This is a genomic window from Streptomyces sp. NPDC002138 (genome assembly GCF_040296485.1).
Classification (GTDB): domain Bacteria; phylum Actinomycetota; class Actinomycetes; order Streptomycetales; family Streptomycetaceae; genus Streptomyces.
The window spans coordinates 83524-105043 of sequence record NZ_JBEOXE010000026.1 but is presented as its reverse complement, the minus strand read 5'-3'; the positions used below and the strand labels follow the sequence as shown (position 1 = coordinate 105043).

Annotated in this window: 21 protein-coding genes and 1 pseudogene; 11 read left to right on the top strand and 11 right to left on the bottom strand. The window is 71.5% G+C overall.

The window, feature by feature from the left end; all coding sequences use genetic code 11:
• Positions 1 to 173: 173 nt before the first annotated feature.
• From ABT084_RS19030 to ABT084_RS19015, 4 genes are read right to left on the bottom strand one after another with little or no spacing between them, the layout of a single operon-like run.
• Positions 174 to 575 (bottom strand): DUF742 domain-containing protein, encoded by a 402-nt coding sequence (locus ABT084_RS19030; RefSeq protein WP_351044976.1) that lies wholly within the window; start codon positions 573 to 575, stop codon positions 174 to 176.
• Positions 572 to 1051 carry a roadblock/LC7 domain-containing protein gene (locus ABT084_RS19025; protein ID WP_351044973.1) on the bottom strand — a complete coding sequence of 160 codons (480 nt, stop codon included), beginning with the start codon at positions 1049 to 1051 and terminating at the stop codon, positions 572 to 574. The genes ABT084_RS19030 and ABT084_RS19025 overlap by 4 nt, the downstream gene beginning before the upstream one ends.
• The gene (locus tag ABT084_RS19020; RefSeq protein ID WP_502968969.1) at positions 1051 to 3966 is read right to left on the bottom strand and encodes a sensor histidine kinase; all 2916 of its coding nucleotides are present in this window, start codon (positions 3964 to 3966) and stop codon (positions 1051 to 1053) included. Before ABT084_RS19020 ends, ABT084_RS19025 begins: the two co-directional genes overlap by 1 nt.
• Before the next feature lie 53 nt (positions 3967 to 4019).
• Positions 4020 to 4796 carry an MHYT domain-containing protein gene (locus ABT084_RS19015; RefSeq protein WP_351044971.1) on the bottom strand — a complete coding sequence of 259 codons (777 nt, stop codon included), beginning with the start codon at positions 4794 to 4796 and terminating at the stop codon, positions 4020 to 4022.
• Positions 4797 to 4956: 160 nt separating this feature from the next.
• Here ABT084_RS19015 and ABT084_RS19010 point away from each other — a divergent pair, with 160 nt between their 5' ends.
• Entirely contained in the window at positions 4957 to 5556 is a 600-nt protein-coding gene (locus ABT084_RS19010; RefSeq protein WP_351044968.1) for a class I SAM-dependent methyltransferase, read from the top strand.
• 32 nt (positions 5557 to 5588) lie between these two features.
• Here the strand turns inward: ABT084_RS19010 and ABT084_RS19005 are convergent, their stop codons facing one another.
• Positions 5589 to 6503: an oxygenase MpaB family protein gene (locus ABT084_RS19005; RefSeq protein WP_351044965.1), complete on the bottom strand. Its 915-nt coding sequence runs from the start codon at positions 6501 to 6503 to the stop codon at positions 5589 to 5591.
• A 135-nt stretch (positions 6504 to 6638) separates the two neighbouring features.
• Here ABT084_RS19005 and ABT084_RS19000 point away from each other — a divergent pair, with 135 nt between their 5' ends.
• Entirely contained in the window at positions 6639 to 7430 is a 792-nt protein-coding gene (locus ABT084_RS19000) for a hypothetical protein (protein WP_351044962.1), read from the top strand.
• Between the two features lie 90 nt (positions 7431 to 7520).
• On the opposite strand, the gene ABT084_RS18995 is transcribed toward ABT084_RS19000, so the two are convergent.
• Both ABT084_RS18995 and ABT084_RS18990 read right to left on the bottom strand, forming a co-directional pair.
• Positions 7521 to 8066 carry an MOSC domain-containing protein gene (locus ABT084_RS18995; RefSeq protein WP_351044959.1) on the bottom strand — a complete coding sequence of 182 codons (546 nt, stop codon included), beginning with the start codon at positions 8064 to 8066 and terminating at the stop codon, positions 7521 to 7523.
• Positions 8067 to 8114: 48 nt separating this feature from the next.
• Complete coding sequence (locus ABT084_RS18990; RefSeq protein WP_351044956.1) at positions 8115 to 8303, bottom strand: tail-anchor membrane protein; 189 nt, start codon at positions 8301 to 8303, stop codon at positions 8115 to 8117.
• Positions 8304 to 8537: 234 nt separating this feature from the next.
• Between ABT084_RS18990 and ABT084_RS18985 the strand changes: the two genes are divergently transcribed.
• Positions 8538 to 9965 carry a GAF domain-containing protein gene (locus tag ABT084_RS18985; protein WP_351044954.1) on the top strand — a complete coding sequence of 476 codons (1428 nt, stop codon included), beginning with the start codon at positions 8538 to 8540 and terminating at the stop codon, positions 9963 to 9965.
• A gap of 57 nt (positions 9966 to 10022) precedes the next feature.
• On the top strand, positions 10023 to 11546 hold the full coding sequence (gene exaC, locus ABT084_RS18980) for an acetaldehyde dehydrogenase ExaC (protein WP_351044951.1): 1524 nt from the start codon (positions 10023 to 10025) through the stop codon (positions 11544 to 11546).
• Positions 11547 to 11720: 174 nt separating this feature from the next.
• Here the strand turns inward: exaC and ABT084_RS18975 are convergent, their stop codons facing one another.
• On the bottom strand, positions 11721 to 12389 hold the full coding sequence (locus ABT084_RS18975; protein WP_351044948.1) for a site-specific integrase: 669 nt from the start codon (positions 12387 to 12389) through the stop codon (positions 11721 to 11723).
• Positions 12390 to 12807: 418 nt separating this feature from the next.
• On the opposite strand from ABT084_RS18975, the gene ABT084_RS18970 reads away from it, so the two are divergent.
• Positions 12808 to 13560 (top strand): hypothetical protein, encoded by a 753-nt coding sequence (locus ABT084_RS18970; protein ID WP_351044945.1) that lies wholly within the window; start codon positions 12808 to 12810, stop codon positions 13558 to 13560.
• 475 nt (positions 13561 to 14035) lie between these two features.
• Positions 14036 to 14593, top strand: coding sequence for a hypothetical protein (locus ABT084_RS18965; RefSeq protein ID WP_351044942.1), 558 nt, complete (start codon positions 14036 to 14038; stop codon positions 14591 to 14593).
• 13 nt (positions 14594 to 14606) lie between these two features.
• Here the strand turns inward: ABT084_RS18965 and ABT084_RS18960 are convergent, their stop codons facing one another.
• Together ABT084_RS18960 and ABT084_RS18955 are read right to left on the bottom strand one after the other, a co-directional pair.
• Entirely contained in the window at positions 14607 to 14792 is a 186-nt protein-coding gene (locus tag ABT084_RS18960) for a transcriptional regulator (RefSeq protein ID WP_351044940.1), read from the bottom strand.
• Positions 14793 to 15152: 360 nt separating this feature from the next.
• Positions 15153 to 15638: a hypothetical protein gene (locus ABT084_RS18955; RefSeq protein ID WP_351044937.1), complete on the bottom strand. Its 486-nt coding sequence runs from the start codon at positions 15636 to 15638 to the stop codon at positions 15153 to 15155.
• Between the two features lie 144 nt (positions 15639 to 15782).
• On the opposite strand from ABT084_RS18955, the gene ABT084_RS18950 reads away from it, so the two are divergent.
• The 5 genes and pseudogenes from ABT084_RS18950 to ABT084_RS18925 all read left to right on the top strand — a co-directional run bounded on the left by ABT084_RS18950 (position 15783) and on the right by ABT084_RS18925 (position 19607).
• Complete coding sequence (locus ABT084_RS18950) at positions 15783 to 16130, top strand: GntR family transcriptional regulator (protein WP_351044935.1); 348 nt, start codon at positions 15783 to 15785, stop codon at positions 16128 to 16130.
• Positions 16127 to 17116, top strand: a complete 990-nt coding sequence (locus ABT084_RS18945; RefSeq protein ID WP_351044932.1) for a DUF1648 domain-containing protein — start codon at positions 16127 to 16129, stop codon at positions 17114 to 17116. Before ABT084_RS18950 ends, ABT084_RS18945 begins: the two co-directional genes overlap by 4 nt.
• Positions 17117 to 17325: 209 nt before the next feature.
• Positions 17326 to 17988, top strand: a pseudogene (locus tag ABT084_RS38040) (sporulation delaying protein family toxin).
• An 81-nt stretch (positions 17989 to 18069) separates the two neighbouring features.
• Complete coding sequence (locus ABT084_RS18930; protein ID WP_351044924.1) at positions 18070 to 18669, top strand: SdpA family antimicrobial peptide system protein; 600 nt, start codon at positions 18070 to 18072, stop codon at positions 18667 to 18669.
• Complete coding sequence (locus ABT084_RS18925) at positions 18669 to 19607, top strand: sporulation-delaying protein SdpB family protein (protein ID WP_351044921.1); 939 nt, start codon at positions 18669 to 18671, stop codon at positions 19605 to 19607. Before ABT084_RS18930 ends, ABT084_RS18925 begins: the two co-directional genes overlap by 1 nt.
• Before the next feature lie 214 nt (positions 19608 to 19821).
• Here the strand turns inward: ABT084_RS18925 and ABT084_RS18920 are convergent, their stop codons facing one another.
• Positions 19822 to 20136, bottom strand: coding sequence for an RICIN domain-containing protein (locus ABT084_RS18920; RefSeq protein WP_351044919.1), 315 nt, complete (start codon positions 20134 to 20136; stop codon positions 19822 to 19824).
• Positions 20137 to 21520 lie beyond the last annotated feature (1384 nt).

Here is a 21520-nt window from a genome sequence, read left to right as displayed (position 1 = left end):
CTGTCCCGTGCCATCGCCGCCGCGCTCACTCACCGCCGCGCCCTCACGCGTGTGCCCTCATCGCCGCCTCGTCATCACACTCGCCCCGAACTCACACTCGCCTCGCACTCGCACTCGCACCCGCACCCGCACTCGCCTGCCGTCACGCTCGTCTCGCCGTCACACCCGCCCCGTCACAACGCCCGCAGCCCTTCGATGACCTCGCGCAGGATCCGCTCGTCCGGCAACTGCGCCGGCGGTACGGGCCTGCTCACGCGGACGTGGCCCGCCTCCAGCAGATCCCCCAGCAGCACCCGGACCACACCCACCGGAAGGTCCGCGTCCGCGGCGAGTTCCGCGACGGACTGGGTCTCCGAGCGGCACAGCCCGAGCAGGGCCCGGTGTTCCGGTCCGAGCAGCGATTCCTCCGCCGCGTCCACGGCGCCCGGTTCGACGACCACCAGGGCGATCAGATCGAAACGCACGCCGTGCGGACCGGGCTTGGTGCGCCCTCCCGTCATCGCGTACGGCCGGACCAGGGGGCCCGCGTCGGCGTCGTACCAATGGCCGTTCACCTCGTCGGCCGCCGCTCTCAACCCGCGGCCGGCGGGTACGCCGCGAACCGGGGCGGTGTGTAGAGGTGTTCGCCGACCCGCTTGACCAGCCGGGCCATCTCGTACGCGACCAGCCCGATGTCGGCTCCCGCACCGCTGAGCACGGCCAGACAGGAACCGTCCCCGGCCGCGGCGACGAAGAGGAACCCCTCGTCCATCTCCACCATGGTCTGGCGCACGCCCCCGGCGTGGAAGTGACGCCCCGCGCCCTTGGCAAGACTGTGGAAGCCGGAGGCCACCGCCGCCAGGTGTTCGGCGTCCTCCCTGCCGAGCGCGCTGGAAGCACCGACCGCCAGCCCGTCGTTGGACAGGACCACCGCGTGCCGGACCTCCCCCACCCGGACGACCAGATCGTCCAGCAGCCAGTCCAGCTCACCGGACCGGCGGACGCCGTCGATGCCGATCCGCTGCCTCTGCTGGTCGATCCTCTGCTGGTCGGTTCTCTGGTGTTCGATCATCACTCTGCTCCTTCGCTCTCTGCGGGGGTGACGTCTTGAGTGCCGCGGGCCCAGCCGTCCCGGTACGCCGCCATCCGGTCCCGGGCCTCCTCGGGGCTGCGCCGCGGCGGGTCCTGCGGGGTCCGGGGGCCCGGCACGGCCTCGGGGGCCGGGGCTTCGCGCAGCTGCGGGACGAGACTGGCCTGCCGGACCCGCCGGGGCAGTTCGGTCACCCCGGCCAGTACGGGCTCGGGCTCGGGGGCGGCCGGGAGGGGGTGGCCCGCCGGTCCGGCCGAGCCGTGGGGGGACGGCGTACGGGCGCCCGCGCCCGCGGAGCCGCGGAGCCGGAGGCTGGCCACCGGGGCAGGGCGGGGGTCCCGCTCCACCGGGGTCCCGGGCGCGGCCGCGATCCCGCGCGGGTCCTCCCGTACCCCATGGGCGGCGGGACCGGCGGGACGGGCAGGGTCGGCGGGCACGACGGGGCCGGCCGGGGGAACCGGTGCGGGCGCAGCGGGTCCGCGAGGTACCGGGCGGGCCCCCGGGAACACCGGAGGCGCCCCCGGAACGCCCGACGGATCCGTCACCGACTCCGCCGGATCCCCCGCCGGAACCCCCGGGTCCCCCTCGGCCGGTACGCCGCCGTCGCCCGCGGGGAGCGCGCCCTGGAGCAGCGCGTTGGGCATGAGGACGACCGCGGTGGTGCCGCCGTACGGCGACGTCCGCAGGTGGACCTTGATTCCGTGCCGGGCGGAGAGGCGGCTGACCACGAAGAGCCCGAGGCGGTCGCTGTCGAAGAGGTCGAGCGCCTCGGACAGTTCGATGCGCCGGTTGGCATCGGCCAGGGCCTCCCGGCCCATGCCGAGCCCGCGGTCCTCGACCTCCAGGACGTACCCCGCGCCCACGGGCTCGCCGCTGACCCTGACCCGGGTGTGCGGCGGGGAGAACTGGGCGGCGTTCTCGATCAGTTCGGCGAGCAGATGGGTGAGGTCGGCGACCGCGCCGCCGACCACTCCGGCCTCGGCGAGGCCGCGCACCTCGACGCGCGGGTAGTCCTCGATCTCGGAGACCGCCGCCCGTACGACGTTGGTCAGCGGGACCGGCATCCGCCAGGCGCGGCCGGGGGCCGCTCCCGAGAGGATGATCAGGCTTTCCGCGTGGCGGCGCATCCGGGTGGTGAGGTGGTCGAGGCGGAAGAGGTCACCCAGCTCGTTCGGGTCGTCGGCGCGCCGTTCCATCGAGTCGAGCAGGGTGAGCTGTTTGTGCACCAGGACCTGGCTGCGGCGGGCCAGGTTCACGAACACCCCTGAGACACCGCTGGCGAGTTCGGCACGCTCCACGGCGGCGCTCAGCGCGGCTCGGTGGACGGTGGACAGGGCCTCGCCGACCTGGGCGATCTCGTCCTCGGCGGGCCGTCCGGGCGGGGCCTCGGCGAGGACGTCGATGTCCTGCCCGGCGCGCAACCGGTCCATGGCGTGCGGGAGTTTGCGGTGGGCGATCTCCAGGGCGCCGTTGCGCAGCGAGACCAGCTCGACGACGAGGCCGCGCCCGATGCGCACCGAGATGACCAGAGAGGCGGCCACGGCGGCCAGCCCGAGCAGGACGGCGGCTCCGGAGGGGCTGAGCAGCCCTTGGGCCAGCGGAGCGGAGCGGTCAGTGGAACCGGCGTGCGCGGCGCTCGCGACGGCGTGCATCGAGGAGCTCACACCGGCGTACGCGGGCTGCCAGCCGGAGGGCGCGCCGTGGACGTCGCGCCCGGTCCCGGCCGCCACAGCCTGGTCCTCGGCCGCGGTGAGCCCGGCGTAGACCACGCTCTTGGCCACGGCCTGCCAGGCAGTCCGCTGGGGGGCGGGCAGGTCGCGGGCGGCGGACTCCGTAAGGGAGCGCCGGGTCTCGATCGCTCCGGTCAGCAGCCGAAGCGTTTCGGCGCTGCGCGGCCCCGGTACGGCGAGCAGCGCGTCCTCCCGGGAGAGCAGCTCGGCGGCGCGTTCGAATTCGAGCAGCACCCGGGCCTCGACACCGAGTTCGGCGTCCTGGCCGCCGCTGAGCGCGCCGCCGACGCCGAGGGCGGAGTCGACGACCTTGGTGTAGGCCGCGTAGGCCGCGTCCGGAGTGGCCTTCCGGTCGGTGACCTCGGTACGGGCGGAGCCGAGGGCGTCGGCGGCGGCGACGAAGGCCCGCATTCTGGCCGCCAGTTCGGCGGGGTAGCCGCCGGAGTCGGCGACGGTGTGGGCGTCCCCGAGGCGGAGTCCGTCGATGGCGGCCTGCGTGCGCCGCCCCTGCTCCTGCAGGGCCGACGCCTGATCGGCGGCGGCCGGGTCGGCGAGGAAGCGGACCGCCGTGGCCCGCTCGGTCTGGAGCGCGGCGACGGCGCGGTCGACAGGGGTGCGTATCCGGTCGTCGACCTGCTGGGCGCGGCCGATGCGGGCGACGTCCTGCGCGGTGCTGACGGTGGCGAAGGCCCACAGGGCGAGCAGGGAGACGACCGGGACCATCAGCAGCGAGACGACCTTCGCGCGGACCGTGCCGGAGCGCGCGAACCGCGGCCCGCGGCGGGCGTACGGCGCGGGGCCGGGGGCGACCGCGGCCGCCGCGGCGAACCCCGAGGCGCCGTGGCCGTAGGTGGTGGGTCCGGGGTCGCCGGGCCCGGGAGCCCCGGCTCCGGGCGGCACGGGTCCGACGGCGAAGGCGGCGGGTGTGTGCCCCGGTCCGGGTGTGTGCCCCGGTCCGGGCGCGTACCCAGGTGCGGGCGCGTGCCCCGGGCGCGGAAGGCGGGACCGGGCGCCGGGGGCGTACGCCTGCCCCGGGGCGGGCGGCGCGTCCACGGGACCCGGGTGGGGCTCCTCGGCCGGGGGCCCGGCGTGCGCCCGGCGGCCGCGCGCCGGGGGCGCGGGGTGCCGCGGAGCCGCTGCGTCCGGTTTCCTGCGGGGTGTGCGCATGGGTCCTCGTTCCGGTGTGGTGCGTGCGTTCCTGCGGGCGTGCGGAGGGCGGTTCAGTGGGCGGGGGCGTGGGCGCCCAGGCTCTGTGCGGAGGCCGAGGCGGCGCGCTCGTCGGCGCTCGGCGAGAGGGCGACGAACGCGGAGGTGATGAACAGGTAGGAGCCCAGGCAGACGGCGAGCGGGAAGACGAACTGCATGAGCGGAGCCCCGGGCAGAGGCGCGTCCGAGGGCGTGACCCGCACGGACACGGCGAGCATGCCGGTGTAGTGCATGCTGCTGACGGCGGCTCCCATGACCAGGGAGGCGAGGGCCACGGCCACCGGGGACTTGATGTTGACCGCCGCCCAGAGGGCCGCCGTGGCGGCGATGACCGCGATGGCGATGGAGAGGCCGACGGCCAGCGGGTCGTACGAGACGCGACCGTGCATGCGCAGCGCCGCCATCCCGAGGTAGTGCATGCTCGCGACGCCGAGGCCTGTGGTGAGGCCGCCGAGGACGAGGGCGCGGCCGCGGTCCCGGCCGTATCCGACGGCGAAGACGCCGGCTCCGACGACCATGAGGGCGCCGGCGAGGCTGAGGAGGGTCAGCGGGACGTTGTAGTGGATCTCGGTGCCGGTGACGCCGAATCCGAGCATCGCGACGAAGTGCATCGTCCAGATCCCGGTGGCGATGGCGGAGGCCGCGGTGAGGAGCCAGTTGCGGCGGGAGCGTCCGGTGGCGGCCAGCGCCTGGACGGTGCAGCGCAGCCCGAGGGCCGAGCCGATGCATGCCATCACATACGACAGTACGGGTGTCAGCCAGCCGTAGGCCGCGTGGTCGAGGTGTCCCATGGCCTCGGGACGCTAGTCCGGGTGAGGCCACGAACAGGGGGAGCATTTCGAAAGCCGCTGGAACTGCTGGAATATGACAGCGAGACGTTCATCTTCGATCACACCGAGTGGCATCCTGCACACCGTCCGCAGGCGGCGAGCGGTGAGGGATCATGGGCGCATGAGCGAAGACCACACACACGTGCAGGAGTTCTTCGGGACGCGAGCGGCCGACTGGGACCGCAAGTTCCCCGACGACGGGCCCGCCTTCGCCACCGCCGTGGCCGAATTCGGCCTCCGGACCGGGGACCGGGTGCTCGACGCGGGCTGCGGGACCGGGCGGGCGCTGACCGAACTGCGCGCGGCCGTCGGCCCTTCGGGGACCGTGCTCGGCGCCGACCTCACCCCGCAGATGCTGGCCGAGGCGGTCCGGGCCGGGCGCCGGACGGCGGGCGCACTGCTGCTGGCGGACGTGGCGCGGCTGCCGCTGCGCGACGGCTGCCTCGACGCCGTGTTCGCGGCCGGGCTGATCGCCCACCTGCCCGACCCCGGGGCGAACCTGCGCGAACTCGCGCGGGTGGTGCGCTCCGGCGGGCGCCTCGCCCTGTTCCACCCGATCGGGCGAGCCGCCCTGGCCGCGCGCCAGGGCCGGGAGTTGACCCCCGAGGACATGCGGGCCCGGCACAACCTCGGACCGCTGCTCGCCGGTTCCGGGTGGGAGATGACCGCGTACGCCGATGAGGACGCCCGCTTCCTGGCGATGGCGGTACGCCGCCCCTGACCCCGGACGCCCCTCCCCGGGGCGGAGCCGTCCTAGCCGAAGGGCGGTGCGTCCGCTCCCTGGGGGCGGCGGGGGTGCGGGACGGGACAGCCGCCCGCGCCCGGCATCGGGAAGGTGCCCAGCTCCCCCACGTCGTAGCCCCCGCGATAGCCCTTGACCTCGGGGTTCTGCCGGGCGTAGCGCGGCTCCGCGCGGGGCGGCAGCAGCCGGACCGCGCGCCCGCGCAGCCGCAGGGCGCCCCGGACCAGACCGCGCACGCGGGGGTGCGGGGGCTCGTACCGGAACGCGCGCAGCAGCGGCTCGTCGAGCAGAGCGCGACGGGCGCCGCGCGCCAGCGGGGCGAGCGGGGCCGGGTACCAGGACGCCATCATGTCGAGCGTGGCGTCGGCGACTTCGCGACCGCCCTCGTCCCAGCCGAAATGGGCCTTCTCGTAGGCATTCATGGTGGCTTCGAACTCCTCGAACGAGGCCGGAATGTCCGTGATGCCCAGGTGCTGGCCGAGGGTGGCGTGGTACCGCGCGCTCGCCCGCTGCTCGTGGTGGGTCATCGAGCGCCAGCCGTAGACGTCCAGCCAGCGCTTCGGAACCACCACGAAAGTGCACAGGACGTACCGCATGTCCTCGTTGGAGATGGCGTGGCCGCGGTGCATCTGGTTCACGCGCCGGATCGCGGTGCGGGCGATGTCGCTGTCGAAGCCGTGCTCGACCACCGCGTCGAGGAGCAGCACGGTGTCGTCGTGGCGCTTCTGGGCCCGCTCGGTGAACTCGCCGGTCTCGGCGAGCAGCCGGCCGATGCCGGGGACCGCGTACGACCGGTAGAGGGCGAGTTCCAGCGCCCGGGCGAAGTCCCAGGGGAACTCGTAGGTGGCGGTGAGCCGGTAGATGGCCAGGAAATCCTGCTCCGGATCGAGCCGGAGGATCTCCTTCAGCCGGTCGTAACGCTGCACCGAGGAACCCTTTCTGTGGCGGGCTCCCAACTCTACGTGCAGGCAGGGACCTTGGAAATCGGTGCCTTCCCGCTCTCGACGTGCGGGTTACCAGCTGGTTAGGGTGCGCCGACAGGTGAGCCACCAGGAGGGTACGTGTCCGACGAGGAGGGCGACGGTTCGCTGTACGTGCTGTCCGCCGTACTGCTGACCCCGGCCCAGTTCCCGAGCATCCTGGGAGACGACTACCCGGAGGCGTGCTCGTTGCTCGGCGTGCCTCCCGCCGGGGACGGGTACGGGCTGGTGCTCGGCCAGGACGAGGACGGCGCCCGCTGGACGGTGGTCGTCGACGACGTCGCGCTCGTCGCGTCGGCCATCGCGTCGTGGGACTGCGGCATGGAGTACGACCTCTCGCCGGACGAGCGCAGCATCGTGGTCTCCCTGGCGGGCTGGCCGCTGGCCCTCTCGGTCGCCGCGCCCGGCATCCCCGATCCGCACGATCCCGAGCAGGGCGCGGACGGCACCGGGCGGGTGCCGCTGGCTCCGCCGTCGGCCGAAGCCTGGGGGCCGGTGCAGCGGCGGATGGGCGCGGACCAGATCGCCCGGCAGTGGGCCGAGTGGCGCGAGCGGTTCGAGACGGACGGCGGCGGGCAGCCGGTCGTCCATCCCGGGCTGGCCAGGGTGCTGGAGGAGGCCCGGGCCTACACCACGGCTCCGCCGCCGCCGGGGCGGGTGCGGTCCGCCTTCGCGGGTGACGGCGCCCGGACGCTGCGGGTCGACGGGCCCGGCTGGTCGCTGGTGGCCCGTACCGACGACATCGCCTTCGTCCTGCTGGACGAGGGGCCGAGCGAGGTCATTCCGGTGCCCCGGGACGGAGACGGAGACGGGGACGTGGACCTGCCCGGTCTGCTGACGGCGCTGGACGAGGTCGCGGTCCGCCCGGTGTGAGGTGACGCGCGCCGGACCGCCGGGCCCGAAGCACCGCCCGCGCCCGGATCCATCCGGGACGGGTCCTCGAGCCCGGGCGGGCCCGCGGGGTCAGACCCGCTCGAGCGGGACGTGCGGCTCCGGGGGCAGGGTGACGCTGATGGCGTCGCCGGGGCGGATCGTGCCGCCGTGGCGGACCACGCCCATGATGCCCGCCTTGCGCAGCAGCCGGCCCGATGCGTCCCGGCCGACCACCTGCTTGAGCAGGCCCTGCTGGAACGCGTCGATCTGCAGGCAGGGGTTGCGCAGGCCCGTGACCTCGACGACCGCCTCCTCGCCGAAGCGCAGGACCGCGCCGGTCGGCAGACCGAGCAGGTCGACGCCCTCGGTGGTCACGTTCTCCCCGAGCTGGCCCGCCGAGACCTCGAAGCCCTGCTCCGCGAGCTCGTCGAAGAGCTCCCGGTGGATCAGGTGGACCTGCCGCAGGTTGGGCTGCGTCGGGTCCTGGGCGACCCGGGAACGGTGCTTGACCGTGACCCCCGCGTGCACGTCCCCCTCGACACCGAGCCCTTCGAGCAGCGTGATGCTCTCGCGCGTGGGCTTGGTGAAGGAGTACACGCCGTTGCTGCTGACCGCCGTGACCAGGCCGGTACCCATCCGTACGTCCCCCTTCGGGCGCCTTCAGCGCCCTGTCTCCGGGTGCCTTCAGCGCCCTATTCGCTTGCGGTTACCCGACACTCCGCGCAGTCGGCGCCGCTGAGACGGGTCAAGCATCAGATAGGCGACGGCCGGGACCCCGATCAGGACCAGCAGGCCCACCCAGAATCCGACCGTGAGGAACAGGATGATCGCTGCCACGACTCCGACAGCGGCGATCTTTCCACTCGTCGACATGGGGACCCCTCTCCGCGTGTGCTCCGACTGCTTCTCCCCTTCCAACGCGGACATCCGGCCACACGTTCCCGGTCACCGCGCCGGGTGTGGGCCCCGGCTCCGCGGTGGACCCGAACCGGCCGTCGGGCGCACATGCGGCTCCCTGGGACTGGCCGACGTACGCCTTGCCGGGGGCCCAGCCCGGGGTGACGATGGGGCGCGCCAGGTAACCGCAGCACCCCGGGAGGCCGACGCGTGGGCGATCCTTCGGTGGCGTTGCCGGGCGGGGCGGATCCGGTCGAGCGCGGGCGGGTGCTGCGGCGCGCGCACCGGGCGTTCACGGAGGACGGGCGGGTCGAGCCCCCGGTCCGGGCGGTGATCGCGACGTCCTGGCGGCGCTGCGCGCGGGCCCGGGTCAGCCCGGAGTGCACGGCCCGGGTCGAGCTGGCGGAGCCGGAGCTGCGCGCGTACCGGGAGCGGCATCCCCTGGCCCGGGTGATGCCGGTGGTCCGGGAGCTGGTGGGGGCGTTCGCGGCGCACGAGGCGCATTTGCTGGCGGTGTGCGACGCCCGGGGGACGCTGCTGTGGGTGGAGGGCGAGAGCGGGACCCTGGACCGGGCGCGCGGGCTGGGGTTCGTGCCGGGTGCGCGCTGGTCGGAATCGGCGATGGGGACGAACGCCCCGGGGACGGCGGTCGCCGTCGGGGAGCCCGTGCAGGTCTTCGGGGCGGAGCACTTCAGCCGGCACGTGCACCCCTGGACGTGTGCGGCGGCTCCGGTGCGTCATCCGCGGAGCGGGCGGTTACTGGGGGCGGTGGACATCACCGGCGGCGACGGACTCGCGCATCCGCATTCACTGGCGTTCGTCCAGGCGGTGGCCCGGGCGGCCGAATCGCAGCTCGCGCTGCTGGATTCGGGGGACGCGGCGGCTTCGAGGGACGCGGGGGATGCGGAGGCGGGGACCGGGACGCCGCAGAGGCTGAGCCCCGTGGTGGGCACGGTGGTCGGCGCGGTGGTCGGCGCGGTGGACACGCTGGCCGCGCTGGGGCGGGACGAGGCGGTGCTGGTGACGGATGGCCGCACGGTGCGGCTGGGGCCCCGGCACAGCGAGATCGTGGCGCTCCTCGCACACCATCCGCAGGGGCTGTCGGGAGAGGAGCTGGCGATCGGCCTCTACGAGAACGAGGCGGTGTCACCGGTGACCCTGCGCGCCGAAATGTCACGGCTGCGCGCTCTTGTGGGTCCGCGCGCCCTGCTCTCGCGCCCCTACCGGACGGCCGCACCGCTGGAGGCGGACTTCACCACCGTGATCCGGCACCTGGCCGCGGGCGCCGTCTCGGCCGCGCTCGCGGGATATCCGGGGCCCCTGCTGCCCGGTTCGACGGCGCCCGGCATCGTACGGCTGCGCCGTCGCATCGAGGACCAGGCGCGGGCCGCGGTGATCGCCCGGGCCGACGCGGGGCTGTTGGCCGACTGGGTGTGCAGCCCGTGGGGCGAGGACGATCCGGCGGTGTGGCGGGCCCTGGCCGGCGCGCTTCCGGCGGAGGGGCGTCCGGTGGCGTTGGCCCGGCTGCGCGCGCTCGATGCCGAGCTCGGCGGCGTACGCCCGCGTATCGACGTACCCGCGCGCCCCGGCGTACGCCCCCGGTCGAATGCAACGTATCCGCAACCTGCGCGCTCCTAGCCTCCTCCCGAGCGCCGTCCGGTCCGGCACGGCGCCCGGCAAGGGGAGGACGTTCACATGGCCCGCTACGCTGCGCCCGGAACCGAGGGGGCGCTGATGTCGTACGCGCCCCGCTACGACCACTTCATCGGCGGCGAGTACGTCGAGCCCGCGCTCGGCGCGTACTTCGCCAACCCCTCCCCCGTCGACGGGAAGCCCTTCACGGAGGTCGCGCGCGGTACGGCGGCGGACGTGGAGCGGGCGCTGGACGCGGCGCACGCCGCGGCGCCCGCGTGGGGTCGCACCTCCCCCGCCGACCGCTCGCTGGTCCTGCTGCGCATCGCGGACCGGATGGAGCAGCACCTCCAGGCGCTGGCGGTCGCGGAGACCTGGGAGAACGGCAAGCCGGTACGGGAGACCCTCGCCGCGGACATTCCGCTGGCCATCGACCACTTCCGGTACTTCGCGGGCGCGCTGCGGGCCCAGGAGGGCACCCTCAGCGAACTCGACGACGACACGGTGGCCTACCACTTCCACGAGCCGCTCGGGGTGGTCGCCCAGATCATTCCGTGGAACTTCCCGATCCTGGTGGCGGTGTGGAAGCTGGCGCCCGCGCTGGCCGCCGGGAACACGGTGGTGCTCAAACCGGCGGAGCAGACCCCGGTTTCGGTGCACTACTGGATGAGCCTGGTGGCGGACCTGCTGCCGCCGGGTGTGGTCAACATCGTCAACGGGTTCGGCGAGGAGGCCGGCAAGCCGCTCGCCTCCAGCCCCCGGGTGGCGAAGATCGCCTTCACCGGTGAGACCTCGACGGGCCGGCTGATCATGCGTTACGCCGCCGAGAACCTGAAGCCGGTCTCGCTGGAGCTGGGGGGCAAGAGCCCGAACATCTTCTTCGACGACATCTGGGCCGTCGACGACGAGCTGCGCGACAAGGCGCTGGAGGGCTTCGCGATGTTCGCCCTCAACCAGGGCGAGGTGTGCACGTGCCCGTCGCGCGCCCTGATCGAGCGGGGCCGGTACGGGGATTTCCTGGACGCGGCCATCGCCCGTACCGAACTGATCGTGCCCGGGCACCCGTTGGACACGGACACGATGATCGGCGCCCAGGCCTCGGAGGAGCAGCTCAAGAAGGTCCTGTCGTACCTGGAGATCGGCCGGCAGGAGGGCGCAAAGATCCTCGCGGGTGGTGAACGCCTTGTACCGGGCGGTGAGTTGGCGGGCGGGTACTACGTGCAGCCGACGATCCTGGAAGGGAACAACCGGATGCGGGTGTTCCAGGAGGAGATCTTCGGCCCGGTGGTGTCCGTGACCTCGTTCCAGGACTTCGAGGACGCGATCCGGATCGCCAACGACACGCCGTACGGCCTGGGGGCCGGGGTGTGGACGCGCGACGTCAACACCGCCTACCGCGCGGGCCGCGCTATCCAGGCGGGCCGGGTCTGGCAGAACTCCTACCACGCATACCCGGCGCACGCGGCCTTCGGCGGCTACAAACAGTCCGGCGTGGGCCGCGAGACCCACAAGATGATGCTCGACCACTACCAGCAGACGAAGAACATCCTCGTGTCGTACTCCCCGAAGAAGCTCGGCTTCTTCTAGAGGCCCGAAAAAAGGCGCCTGACCTGGGGTTTTCCCAGGCAGGCGCCTTCCGCGCCACTCCATCGCGACACAGCCCGGATTGCGAGCCCTATCCCAGTTCATCCCACTGGTATCCCACCCCTGACCAGCAGTTCCGGACCAGTCACGGACCAGTCACGGACCAGAATCCGGCGATCAACCCTCTTCGGGAGCCTCGCTGGCACGATTGGCCCACTCCTTCATGGACTCGTCGATGAGCCGGTCGGAGTGCTCCTGGACGCCGCCGAGGAACTTTGCGTAGTGACGGAAGAGAACCTCGATGCTCTGCCCAGCACGCCGCGCGCACTCAGCCGGGTCCACGCCAGAGTGGATCCAGAACGAGATCCCGGCAAGCCTGAGGTCATACGGCCGCTTCGCAAGGCGCGTGGAGAGTCCGTTCGGGGTCGGGACGTATTCACGCGCCCGCTTCCACGGCATGCCATAAGCGGCAGCATCCAGGTAGTTGCCCGCCGCGTTGCGAAACAGCCGACCGTCCGGAGCCGCTCCGAACCGGTCGATGTGCCCGCGGAGCATCCGCACGAACGTCGGAGGAATGGGGACAAGACGCGTCGCGGAGACAGCGCGACGTTTCAGCGAGTGGATCTCGTACACTTCCCCGCTGTCAGTCCAAGCCTTGCCCGACGCCACGACTCCACCCGTCAGGTTGAGCATCCCCCATCCCCTCTTGGGGAGATGACACTGGGACCGCTGAAGGTGGATGGCCTCGGCAGGCCGCATCGCCGCGTAGTACATGCAGCCGAAGAAGGCTTCGAGGTGGGGCCCTCTCCCTCGGCCTGCGGCCACCGCCGCGAGTAGCTGGGCCACCTGGTTGGGATTCGGGACCGATGCCGGGTCGACTTCCTCACTGACCGGCGGAGGGGACCATCTGACCCCGGCAAGCGGGAATTGGCGAAGTAGCCCCTCTCAACTGCGGTCCCCAGCACCTCGCTGACCGCTGCCCGCTTGCGCCGCGTGGTCGAGGCCACGGCGGCCTTGCCGTCCAATTTTCGGGCCATCGCGTCCACACCGCGACGCAACACGTCAGCCTCAGCCAGCGCGCCGACAGGGAGCGAGTTCCTCTTCATCCAGTCGATGGCCGGCTGCCACTCCCCAGACGGCTGCTCCTCGTCGACGCGGCCATCGACGCGTCCACAACGATCCTCTCCGACGCCGACACCGCCGTCCCGAACTGGTCGCCGCCGCCGCGGTCGGCCGCGGGCACACGCTCCAGGTCGAGGGCAAGGTGTTCCGCGGTGTCGTACGCCTCGCCGGAACGCCACCCCACGCGACGGACCTGGCCACGCTCGCCGTCCTCTCCGGTACGCACATGGACGATCCGCTGGGCGAGGACAGCGCGGAAACCACCGGCGCCAACGGCACCCAACTGCTGCCCGACACCGCGACCGCGTACCACCGGCAATTCACGCACGGCCGGCTCATGCTCGAAGAGGTGACCCACCACCGGGCGCCGGAGTCCCCTTCCCGACGACGGGCGTACGGGAGCCGGTTGCGCGACCGGCTCGGCCACCTGCCCCGGAAGATCTTCGTCTCCCGCGAAGTGACGGCCGTCTTCGGCGTCCTCGGCGCGGCCGTGGTGCTCCTGGCCACGGCAACGGCCGTCGTGGAGGACGGGCCGCTGTGGAAGTCGGTGTACCTGCCGCTGCTGGACATCTTCACCATGGGCGACCCGGCCACCGAGGAGTCCACGGCCCGCCAGGCCCTCCAGCTCATCGCGGGTTCCATCGGCCTGGCCGTCCTTCGCTCGTCGTGGCTGCCGCCAGGAACTCCACCCCGGCCTTCCGCACCGCGTCGGCCAACCACGTACCGGATGCGGGCACGCGCGACCACATCGTCCTGGTCGGCCTCGGCAAGATCGGCACGCGCGTCCTGGCCCACCTGTGCACCACCGACCACAAGGTCGTGGTCATCGAGCGTGATCCGCAGGCCCGGGGGGGGTGGCCCTGGCGCGCGAGCTCGGTGTGCACCTGCTACTTGAGGACGCCGCCGCCGCCCCGGGAGTACTGGACCTCGCCCGCATCAGCACCAGCAAGTCGCCGCTCGTCCATCCCTGCTCTTCACCGTCGTGGACGTCGCCGACCACCCGGAGCTGGAAGGGCACTCGTTACACGAGGCCTTCAAGGAGCACGAGTGGCGCGTGCTTGCCGTCGGCCCCACCACCAGCCGGCATACGGCGTCCTCCACGGACACTATCGGCGGATTCCGCGCGGACCGGGCCGCCTTCGACTGGCGCCCACCCCACGGACGGGTCCTGCGTCACGACGATCGCGTCATACTGGTGACCACACGCCGCGGTCTCGACTCCCTGATGGCAGGCGTCCAACCGCACCCAGCGGGCCGTCGCCCCCGCCCGGCCGAATAGGTCTTCCCGCTCGTCAAGATGTCGTAGCCGGCGCATCAGCGGTGCGTCAGGGTTCGACGCCAAGGCCTGTACCTGCCCTAGCGTCTGCCCCATGGGACGACGTATCACTCAGCCGACCGGCTCGCGCGCCACACACGCGGAGCCCTCGGAACCCTCTCCGGACGACATCCACTGGCCCGGTGAGCGGCGTTCCGCGATCGGCATCGCTGCGCTGCTGTTCGCGGCGCTGTTCGTCCTGGACGCGAGTGTCGGTCGGCTCGATGTCACCCATGGGGCCCTGTGGGCCGGCCTGGCCGCGCTTGTCTTCGTCATCCTGTGGCCTCTACGGGTCTGCGCGCGGCCCGGTCTGCTGATGGCCCGCGGGCTGCTGGTGCGGAACAGCGTCCGTACCGACTCCCTCGTCTCGGTCCAGTGGTCCGACGGGGTGGCCCAGCGTCTGGTCCTGCGGGACACGGACGGCAGCCGGGTCGAGATCGACCCGACCGTCCTGGTCCGCAGCCCCGCGATGTGGAGGCGTCTGGACTCGGACACCCGCACGTCGATGCGGCGCGGCACCCTGCTATCGGGCGCGACCGCGCTGCGCGAGCTGGCCCAGCGGATCGACGGCGAGACCGCCCGTACGGTCTTCAAGGTCTCCAGCTTGCAGTGACCTCGGCCCGCTGTCAGGACAGCGGGCCCGCGATGGCCGTGAGGGCGGCGAGGTGGCGCCGGTAGGTGACTAGTCCCTCCTCGGCCAGACACAGCCAGGTCCGGGGCCTGCGCCCGACCTGCCCCTTCTCGACCGTCACCCAGCCCGCTTCCTCCAGGCGCGTGACCTGTTTCGACAGGGCGGAGTCGGTGATCTCCACGAGATCCCGCGTGCTCGGCCGCGGCGCGAAGGCCCGTTTCGGCGTCGTGGGCGGCGAGCCGGCCGTGGGAGTACGCCATGCCCAACTGCGCGGCGCACGCGCCGAGCACACGCTGGTCGTCGCTGCCGAGGGAGCGCCCCCGGGCGGCCAGCGTGAGGGCTGGCAACCGGCCAGCAGGGCTGACCGTGGGCATCGCGCAGCAGATATGCGACGGCCTTGGCCTGGATCTGGGCGGCGGAGTACTCGTAACGGGTGGCCGCGAAGCTCGCGTGGGCCACACCGACGCCGATACCGGTCCAGCTCTGACCCATGGTGATCTTCTGGACACTGTCACCGTAGCGGCGCGGCTTTCAGCCTTCTTCACTCGGCGGCCAAGGAATTCCACTTGCCCGCGGCAGTGGGCAAGTGGCCCAGATCCGTGGTCATGAGCTCGTAGTACGTCAGCACGTGCCCCCCCTCCAGCCCGTTGAGCTTCGACTGGGAGCCGATCGGCCGGAACTGATCACCCAGACCGATGTCATTGCGCGCGAAGAGACCGGAGGCGCCGCGCAGCGCGCCCTTCTCGGAAGCGAGCCAGCCCCCCAGTTCTCCGCCGGGAGCCTGCCAGGCCATGACGACCCGAAGTTCCGCATCGCGCTGCCGGGCTTCGGCGGCGCCCCGGTGCAATACGGCCGGGCTTCCCAGGTCTCCGCGCACACCGACCGCCACCGGGTCCCGATCGCCTCGGCCGACGCATCCACCTGCGCCGGCCGGGGCGACCTCGCGTTCCGGGGCAACCTCGTTGCCCGCCGATCCGGCAGGGTTCCGCCGAATCAGCACGTCGTCGGCCGCCGTCTCCAGGATCACCTTGAGCAGTCGGTACTACTTGGCGCTCCGACAGCCGAACCGGAAGTCCGGGCCCCTGGGTGGCAGTTGAGAGGTGCACGCCGATTCCCCTTGATCCACCGAACCATGACCGATGACAGTAATAGTGCTACTGTCATTAGCATCATGCTGCTGAGACTGGACACCACGGACAGCCGCCCGCTCCACGAGCAGGTCGCTGGGGCGATCCGGCGCGCCATCGCCGAGGGTGAGTGCGCGCCGGGTGACCGGCTCCCGTCGGCCCGCGATCTCTCCCAGGTGCTGGGCGTGAACGCCAACACGGTCCTGCGGGGCTTGCGCGCCCTGCGGGACGAAGGAGTGCTGGAGTTCCGGCGCGGTCGCGGGGTCACTGTCGCCAAGGGCGCGGACCAGCGCGCGGAACTGCTCGTCAGGGCCCGCCTGCTGGTGGCCGACGCGGCAGGTCTGGGGTACAGCAGGAGCGATCTCATTGACCTGATCAGGGGGCTGTCGTGACCGTCCGTACGAACGCGAAGCGGAGGAATGGCGCCCGGTGGGGCGCCGCGATCTGGGTGGTGGGCGTGCTTGCCGCGCTGGCCGTACTCCCGCCCGCCGCGAGCAGTCGGCTGCCGGAGCGCCTCGCCACCCACTGGGGTAGTTCATCATCCCCCGACGGCTCGATGCCCCTATGGGCGGCGGCTCTGTTTCCCGCGCTGTTGTGGGCGGCCTTGGTGACCCCCCTCCTCTTCGCGGGCCGACGTGGCGGAGCGCCCGCGCGGGCTTGGGTAGACGCCGTGCTGCTGTCGGGCGGAGTGTTCCTGGCCGGCGTACAGGCTTCGATCGTTCGCGCCAATCTGGACCGGGCCGACTGGCGGGACGCCGGGTCGGTGGGCGCCGGGGTCACGATCACAGCCGTGGCCGCGGTGGCCGCGGGTCTGCTCGGATGGCTGGCTGGGCGGCGCGGGGTGCACAGCGCTCCGGAGAGTCCGGTCGCGGCTGGCCTCGTGATGGAGATCCCCGCGGGGGAACGTTTCGTCTGGCTCTCCCGCACCGCCAACCCCTGGCTCCACCTGACCGCCGCCCTCACGGGCCTGGTGGCCGCAGCCGGCGTACTGGCGGCCGCCTGCGGCCTGATCGGCCTTCAGTGGACGCTCATCGCACCGTTCGCGATCGCCTCCGTCCTGGTACTTTTCTGCTCCTCCGTGCAGGCGCGCGTGACGGACTCCGGCCTGGAGGTGGCCTTCGGGCCGCTCGGCTGGCCGCGACGACGCTGGTCGGCGGGGGAGATCGACTCGGCCCGCATGGAGGTTCGCACCGCCGCGCAGGTGGGCGGATGGGGCTACCGCCTCAGCGGGCTGGGCACGACCGTCATGCTCCGTGCGGGCGAATGCCTGGTCATCCACCCCCGCAAAGGCGCGGAATTCGCAGTGAGTGTCGACGACGCCGAACGAGGAGCCGCACTGCTCAACACCCTTTCCTCCAATGAATCTGGCCGAAAATAGCCGGAGGATCACTGGAACATTCTATTCCGGCCCACGCGACTGTGAGTGCGGTCATATTCGATCGACAGGTGATCACTCCTTGTGCGAATACCCCTGGGGCAAGTTCGCGCATCGGGGGATCGGACGAACACTGACCATGTCGACCGACCCCCGTTGTTTGCATCCAAACGAGGGGAAGAAAGTTGAACGTCAAGCAGCGCGGGACCTTGATGGTGGCCGGTCTGACCGCGACCGCCCTTTGCGTGGCCGCGGCACCGTCGGCAATCGTCGACGCCGGGCCGAAGTCCGCGAAGCCCGCGAAGTCCGCGGTGACCGCAACCGCCCGTCCGTCCGTGTCGGCGAAGGCTGATGGCGAGAAGGTCTTCCGCGGCCTGTTCTTCGGGCAGGGCCAGGTCGGCGCCGACCTGTCGAAGCTCGACCTGTTCGCGGAGGCGCGCCAGCACGTCGACAACGACGACCTCGAGGAGGTGCGGGCCTCGAACGTCGTGATCGACCTGATCAACAAGCACTCGCCGGGCTTCTTCGCGGACTTCAGCACCCAGACCCGCAGCGGGAACCCCCGCAAGGTCGAGAAGGCCGTCACGGACGCCCAGAGCATGCTCATGTCCGTGGCGCAGTAGGACGACAAGGCCACGCCCGCCGAGAACGGCCAGCTCTGCGGCGTCACTGTCGCGGTTGCCGCCGCGGTCATCCACATCGCGGCCGTCGTGACGGCGGCCGGCGCCGTGGTGACGGTGACCGTCGCCGTGGGAGCCAACTTCGTCAAGGGCAAGAACTGGTTCTGGAGCCCGCAGCCCACCACCGGTGACGGCACCCCGCTGTCGAAGGACGAGTCGGTCGCACAGGTGACGAAGGCCCTCAAGGTCGCGTAAGCGATACGGGGGCGGAGAGGCTGCAGACTCTCCGCCCCCGGTGCTGCGCCCCCGTCCCAGCGGCAGAAAATCCTTCACCACATGAACAGTAGAATCCGAACGGCCTGCGCCGCCTTCATACGCAGCGGAACAGGCGCCGTATCCGTGCCCATGAGATCGGTCGTGCTCGTGTGCGCCGCCTGGGCGATTGTCGCCCTCTATGTAGTGCAGGAACAAGTCCCGAAGAACGTTCTTACTTTGCCTGCGCAAAATGATGTGAAATACACAGTCGCCAATATCGCACCACAGGGATGGGCCTTCTTCACGAAGTCCCCACGCGACCCCGAGGTCGTGCCGTACGGGAAGACCTCCGACGGCTGGCGCGCACTTTCCCTGACCCCTCACGCGTCACCGCACAATTCCTTCGGACTCGACCGCGCATCGCGTGCACAGGGCGTGGAGATCTCCCTGCTTCTCGCAGCTGCCCAGAAGGGCGACTGGCGGGACTGCACCGACGACAGCCAGACCTGCCTGGCGAACGCGGAAGCCCCGACTCGCCGGCTGGAGAACGGCTCCCCGGAGCCCACCCTGTGCGGAACGGTCGGACTCGTGCAGGCGCGCCCCACGCCCTACGCCTGGCGCGACCTCGTGCCTGAGTCCCACTCCACTGAACGCGTCATGGTGTTGGAGGTGACGTGCTGATGCGGCACCGCACCATCGCCCTGCCGTGGGCTGCCGGCTACGGCCTGGCCCGCACGCTCCTCGCCCTCGGCACCCTGGGCACCCTTGCCTTCAGCGACAGTGCGACGCTCTTCCGGGAAGTCGCCACCGTCGGCCAGTACCCGCTGTGCCGGGGCGTCACGGCGGCCGGGGCCTTCTGCACGGTGTCCCCCGCTCACTTCGAAGCCGTGCGCTGGATGTGCTGCGCCGTCCTGGTCGTCGCGGCCAGCGGCTGGCGCCCCAGATTCACTGCCATCCCGCACGCCTACGTCGCCTTCAGCGTGTTCACCGGTATCTCCATCCCGGACGGCGGAGACCAGGTCACCTGGATCCTCACGCTGCTCCTCGTCCTCGTCGCCGTCGGCGACCCCCGTCGCTGGCACTGGCAGCCCCAGCCGTCCGAGACCCCAAGGGGCGGCACTCTGGCCCTGCTCGGCGTCAGCGCGATCACTCTGACCCGGATCCAGATGTCCGTCATCTACTTCCAGTCCTGTGTGGCCAAACTCCCCCACGCGGAATGGGCCGATGGCAGTGCCCTGTACTACTGGATCAACAACTACGCCTTCGGCGCACCCGATTGGCTCCGACCCGCCCTCGACCTGGTGGTGGACAACCCGTTGGGCGTCGCCGTGCTGACGTGGAGCCCGCTCGTACTGGAGATCACTCTCGCCGCCGCGCTGCTCATGCCTCAGCGGGTGCGGTGGGTGCTCCTGCCCGCCGGCGTGCTCTTCCACCTCGGAATCGCGATCGTCATGGGCCTGTGGAGCTTCGCCTTCGCCATGTGGGCCGGACTGCTGCTGCTCCTCGCCCCCTACGGGCACGACCCTCGACTCACCCGCCCGTGGCGTCGGCGAGCCCGGCCTGCCGAGCCCGAACCCACAGCTGCCGAGACTCCCGCCGAAGAGCCGATCCGGTCCTGAACAGCGGTCCACCTACCCTGTGTTGGCCCTCCCGCCAGGGCGGCGTGGGCAGCGAGGGCCGCGCCGCCCATTCCGCGTCTGCCATGCCCGACGGGTACCGGCGTAACCGCGTGCACATGTGACAACAGGGCCTCCTGGCTCCTGGTATTGCTCGGTCGGATTCGCATCCCCGAGCTACCGGGAGGCCCTGCGCTCATACGGCACAGCCGGAAGATCAGAGGAGCCGGAAAGACCACTCCTGCTTCCAACCGCCCTCACGGCTCCACACCCCGAGCTGCTTGTGGTCGGAGTCATGGGTGAGGCAGTCGTCGTCGGAGATCTGGATCCGGTACTTGCCGTTGCCGACTCCGACGAGCTCCCACTTCTGCCTGGAGGAGTTGCTCCACGGCTGGAGTTCGGCCATGTAGGCGCCGTTCTCGGTGAGTTCCAACCCGTAGGAGCTGGTGATCCGGTAGCGACCGCCGCCCACCGAGGCGACCTTCCACTGGGATTCGCTGCCACCCCGCAGACCGCACGCGAGGGCGGGCACCGGACCTGCCCGGCGCCGTCCCGCCAGCGAGCCGCCGACGAGCAACGGTCACCAAGATCCGGGCCATTCCCGGGCCTTGACGCCGGAAATCCCCGAGCCTCGGGCTGAGGACCTCAAGCCGTTCATGCGCGGCTTGAGCCCCTACGGACCACCTACTGAGCGCCCACTCCGCCCGGCCGCCGGCCGCGATGCCACACCCGGCAGCGCGCTCGCCGCCACAATCAGCAACGGCGGAACGGACCGATTTTCTTCAAGTCTTGGCAATGCCAGACCTCGGAAACCACCCCAGCACCCAGCGCGGCCTGCACGACCTGCACGACCTGCACGACCTGCACGACCTTCCACCTGGCGCCACATCAGAACGATCGTCGTTCGAGCGTTACGCCTTCGCGATGAGTTCAGGGATCGCGAAGCGCTCCACGTGGTGCGTCACAAGAAACAGGTCTATCCAAAACAGGTAGAAGGAACTCGCAGGTCAGAGCCTCGCGGGGCTGATTCTACGAAGCGAGTGGTGTGCGTTATGGGCGCTGCGTGCGGAAAAGCGACGCTGATTTACCACCTTCGCCGCCCCCGACCGCCCTTAGGGCTGTTCTGTCGGGCTATCGAACCCGGCACGGGGCGGCCGAGGCTGCCCGAGATCACGACCAGCCGGATTCACACTCTCCACCGTCCTGCGCTGCCATCCCGGGCTGATCGTGCGACATGACAGCGGGACTCAGGGATCGCATCCCTGTTGAACAGGCGAACCCCAGCTCATGCCCGGGGCACTCATCGTGGAACACCCCGCAGCGGCCACCCGGTTGTGCGGCACCTCTGCCTGGCCGACGCTCCGCACGGGGTGACTCCCGCGCCGCGCTGTCCACGGACGCCGACTGGTGCCGGGCGCGACACCAGACCGCGTTCACCGGGTCGCGCGCATCATCCATGACATGCTCCGCGCGCACCTGGGCTCGATGCTCGCCTCCGGCCGTCACCAGTAGCCGTCCTTGTAGCGACCATGCGGGACGCCGAAGCGGAAAGTAGCAATCCGGCCACCTTGTGTAACCGCCCGTCCGATTCGCGGCCTATTTCTCTGCGGGGCGCGACCCTAAGCTCACGCCAGGCGGTTGTCACTGGCACGTGCCTGCCGTCGAGGGAATCCGTCAACGGGCTGTCGGCCACGTACGAGGAGATTCGCCACCATGCACGAAAGTGACTTGCGCAAGGCGCTGGAAGGCGAGCTCGCTGAACCATGCGTCCTCCCGCTGCGCGATCTGGGGCCCGCCGATGGCGCTGTCCCCCTGTTCCCGGGCGGCACACTCCGCCTGACACGCGACGACGCAAACGCGGCAGGACTCCGAGTCCGGGGGCGGGCCCCGATCACCACCGCCATCGGCTCCGAACC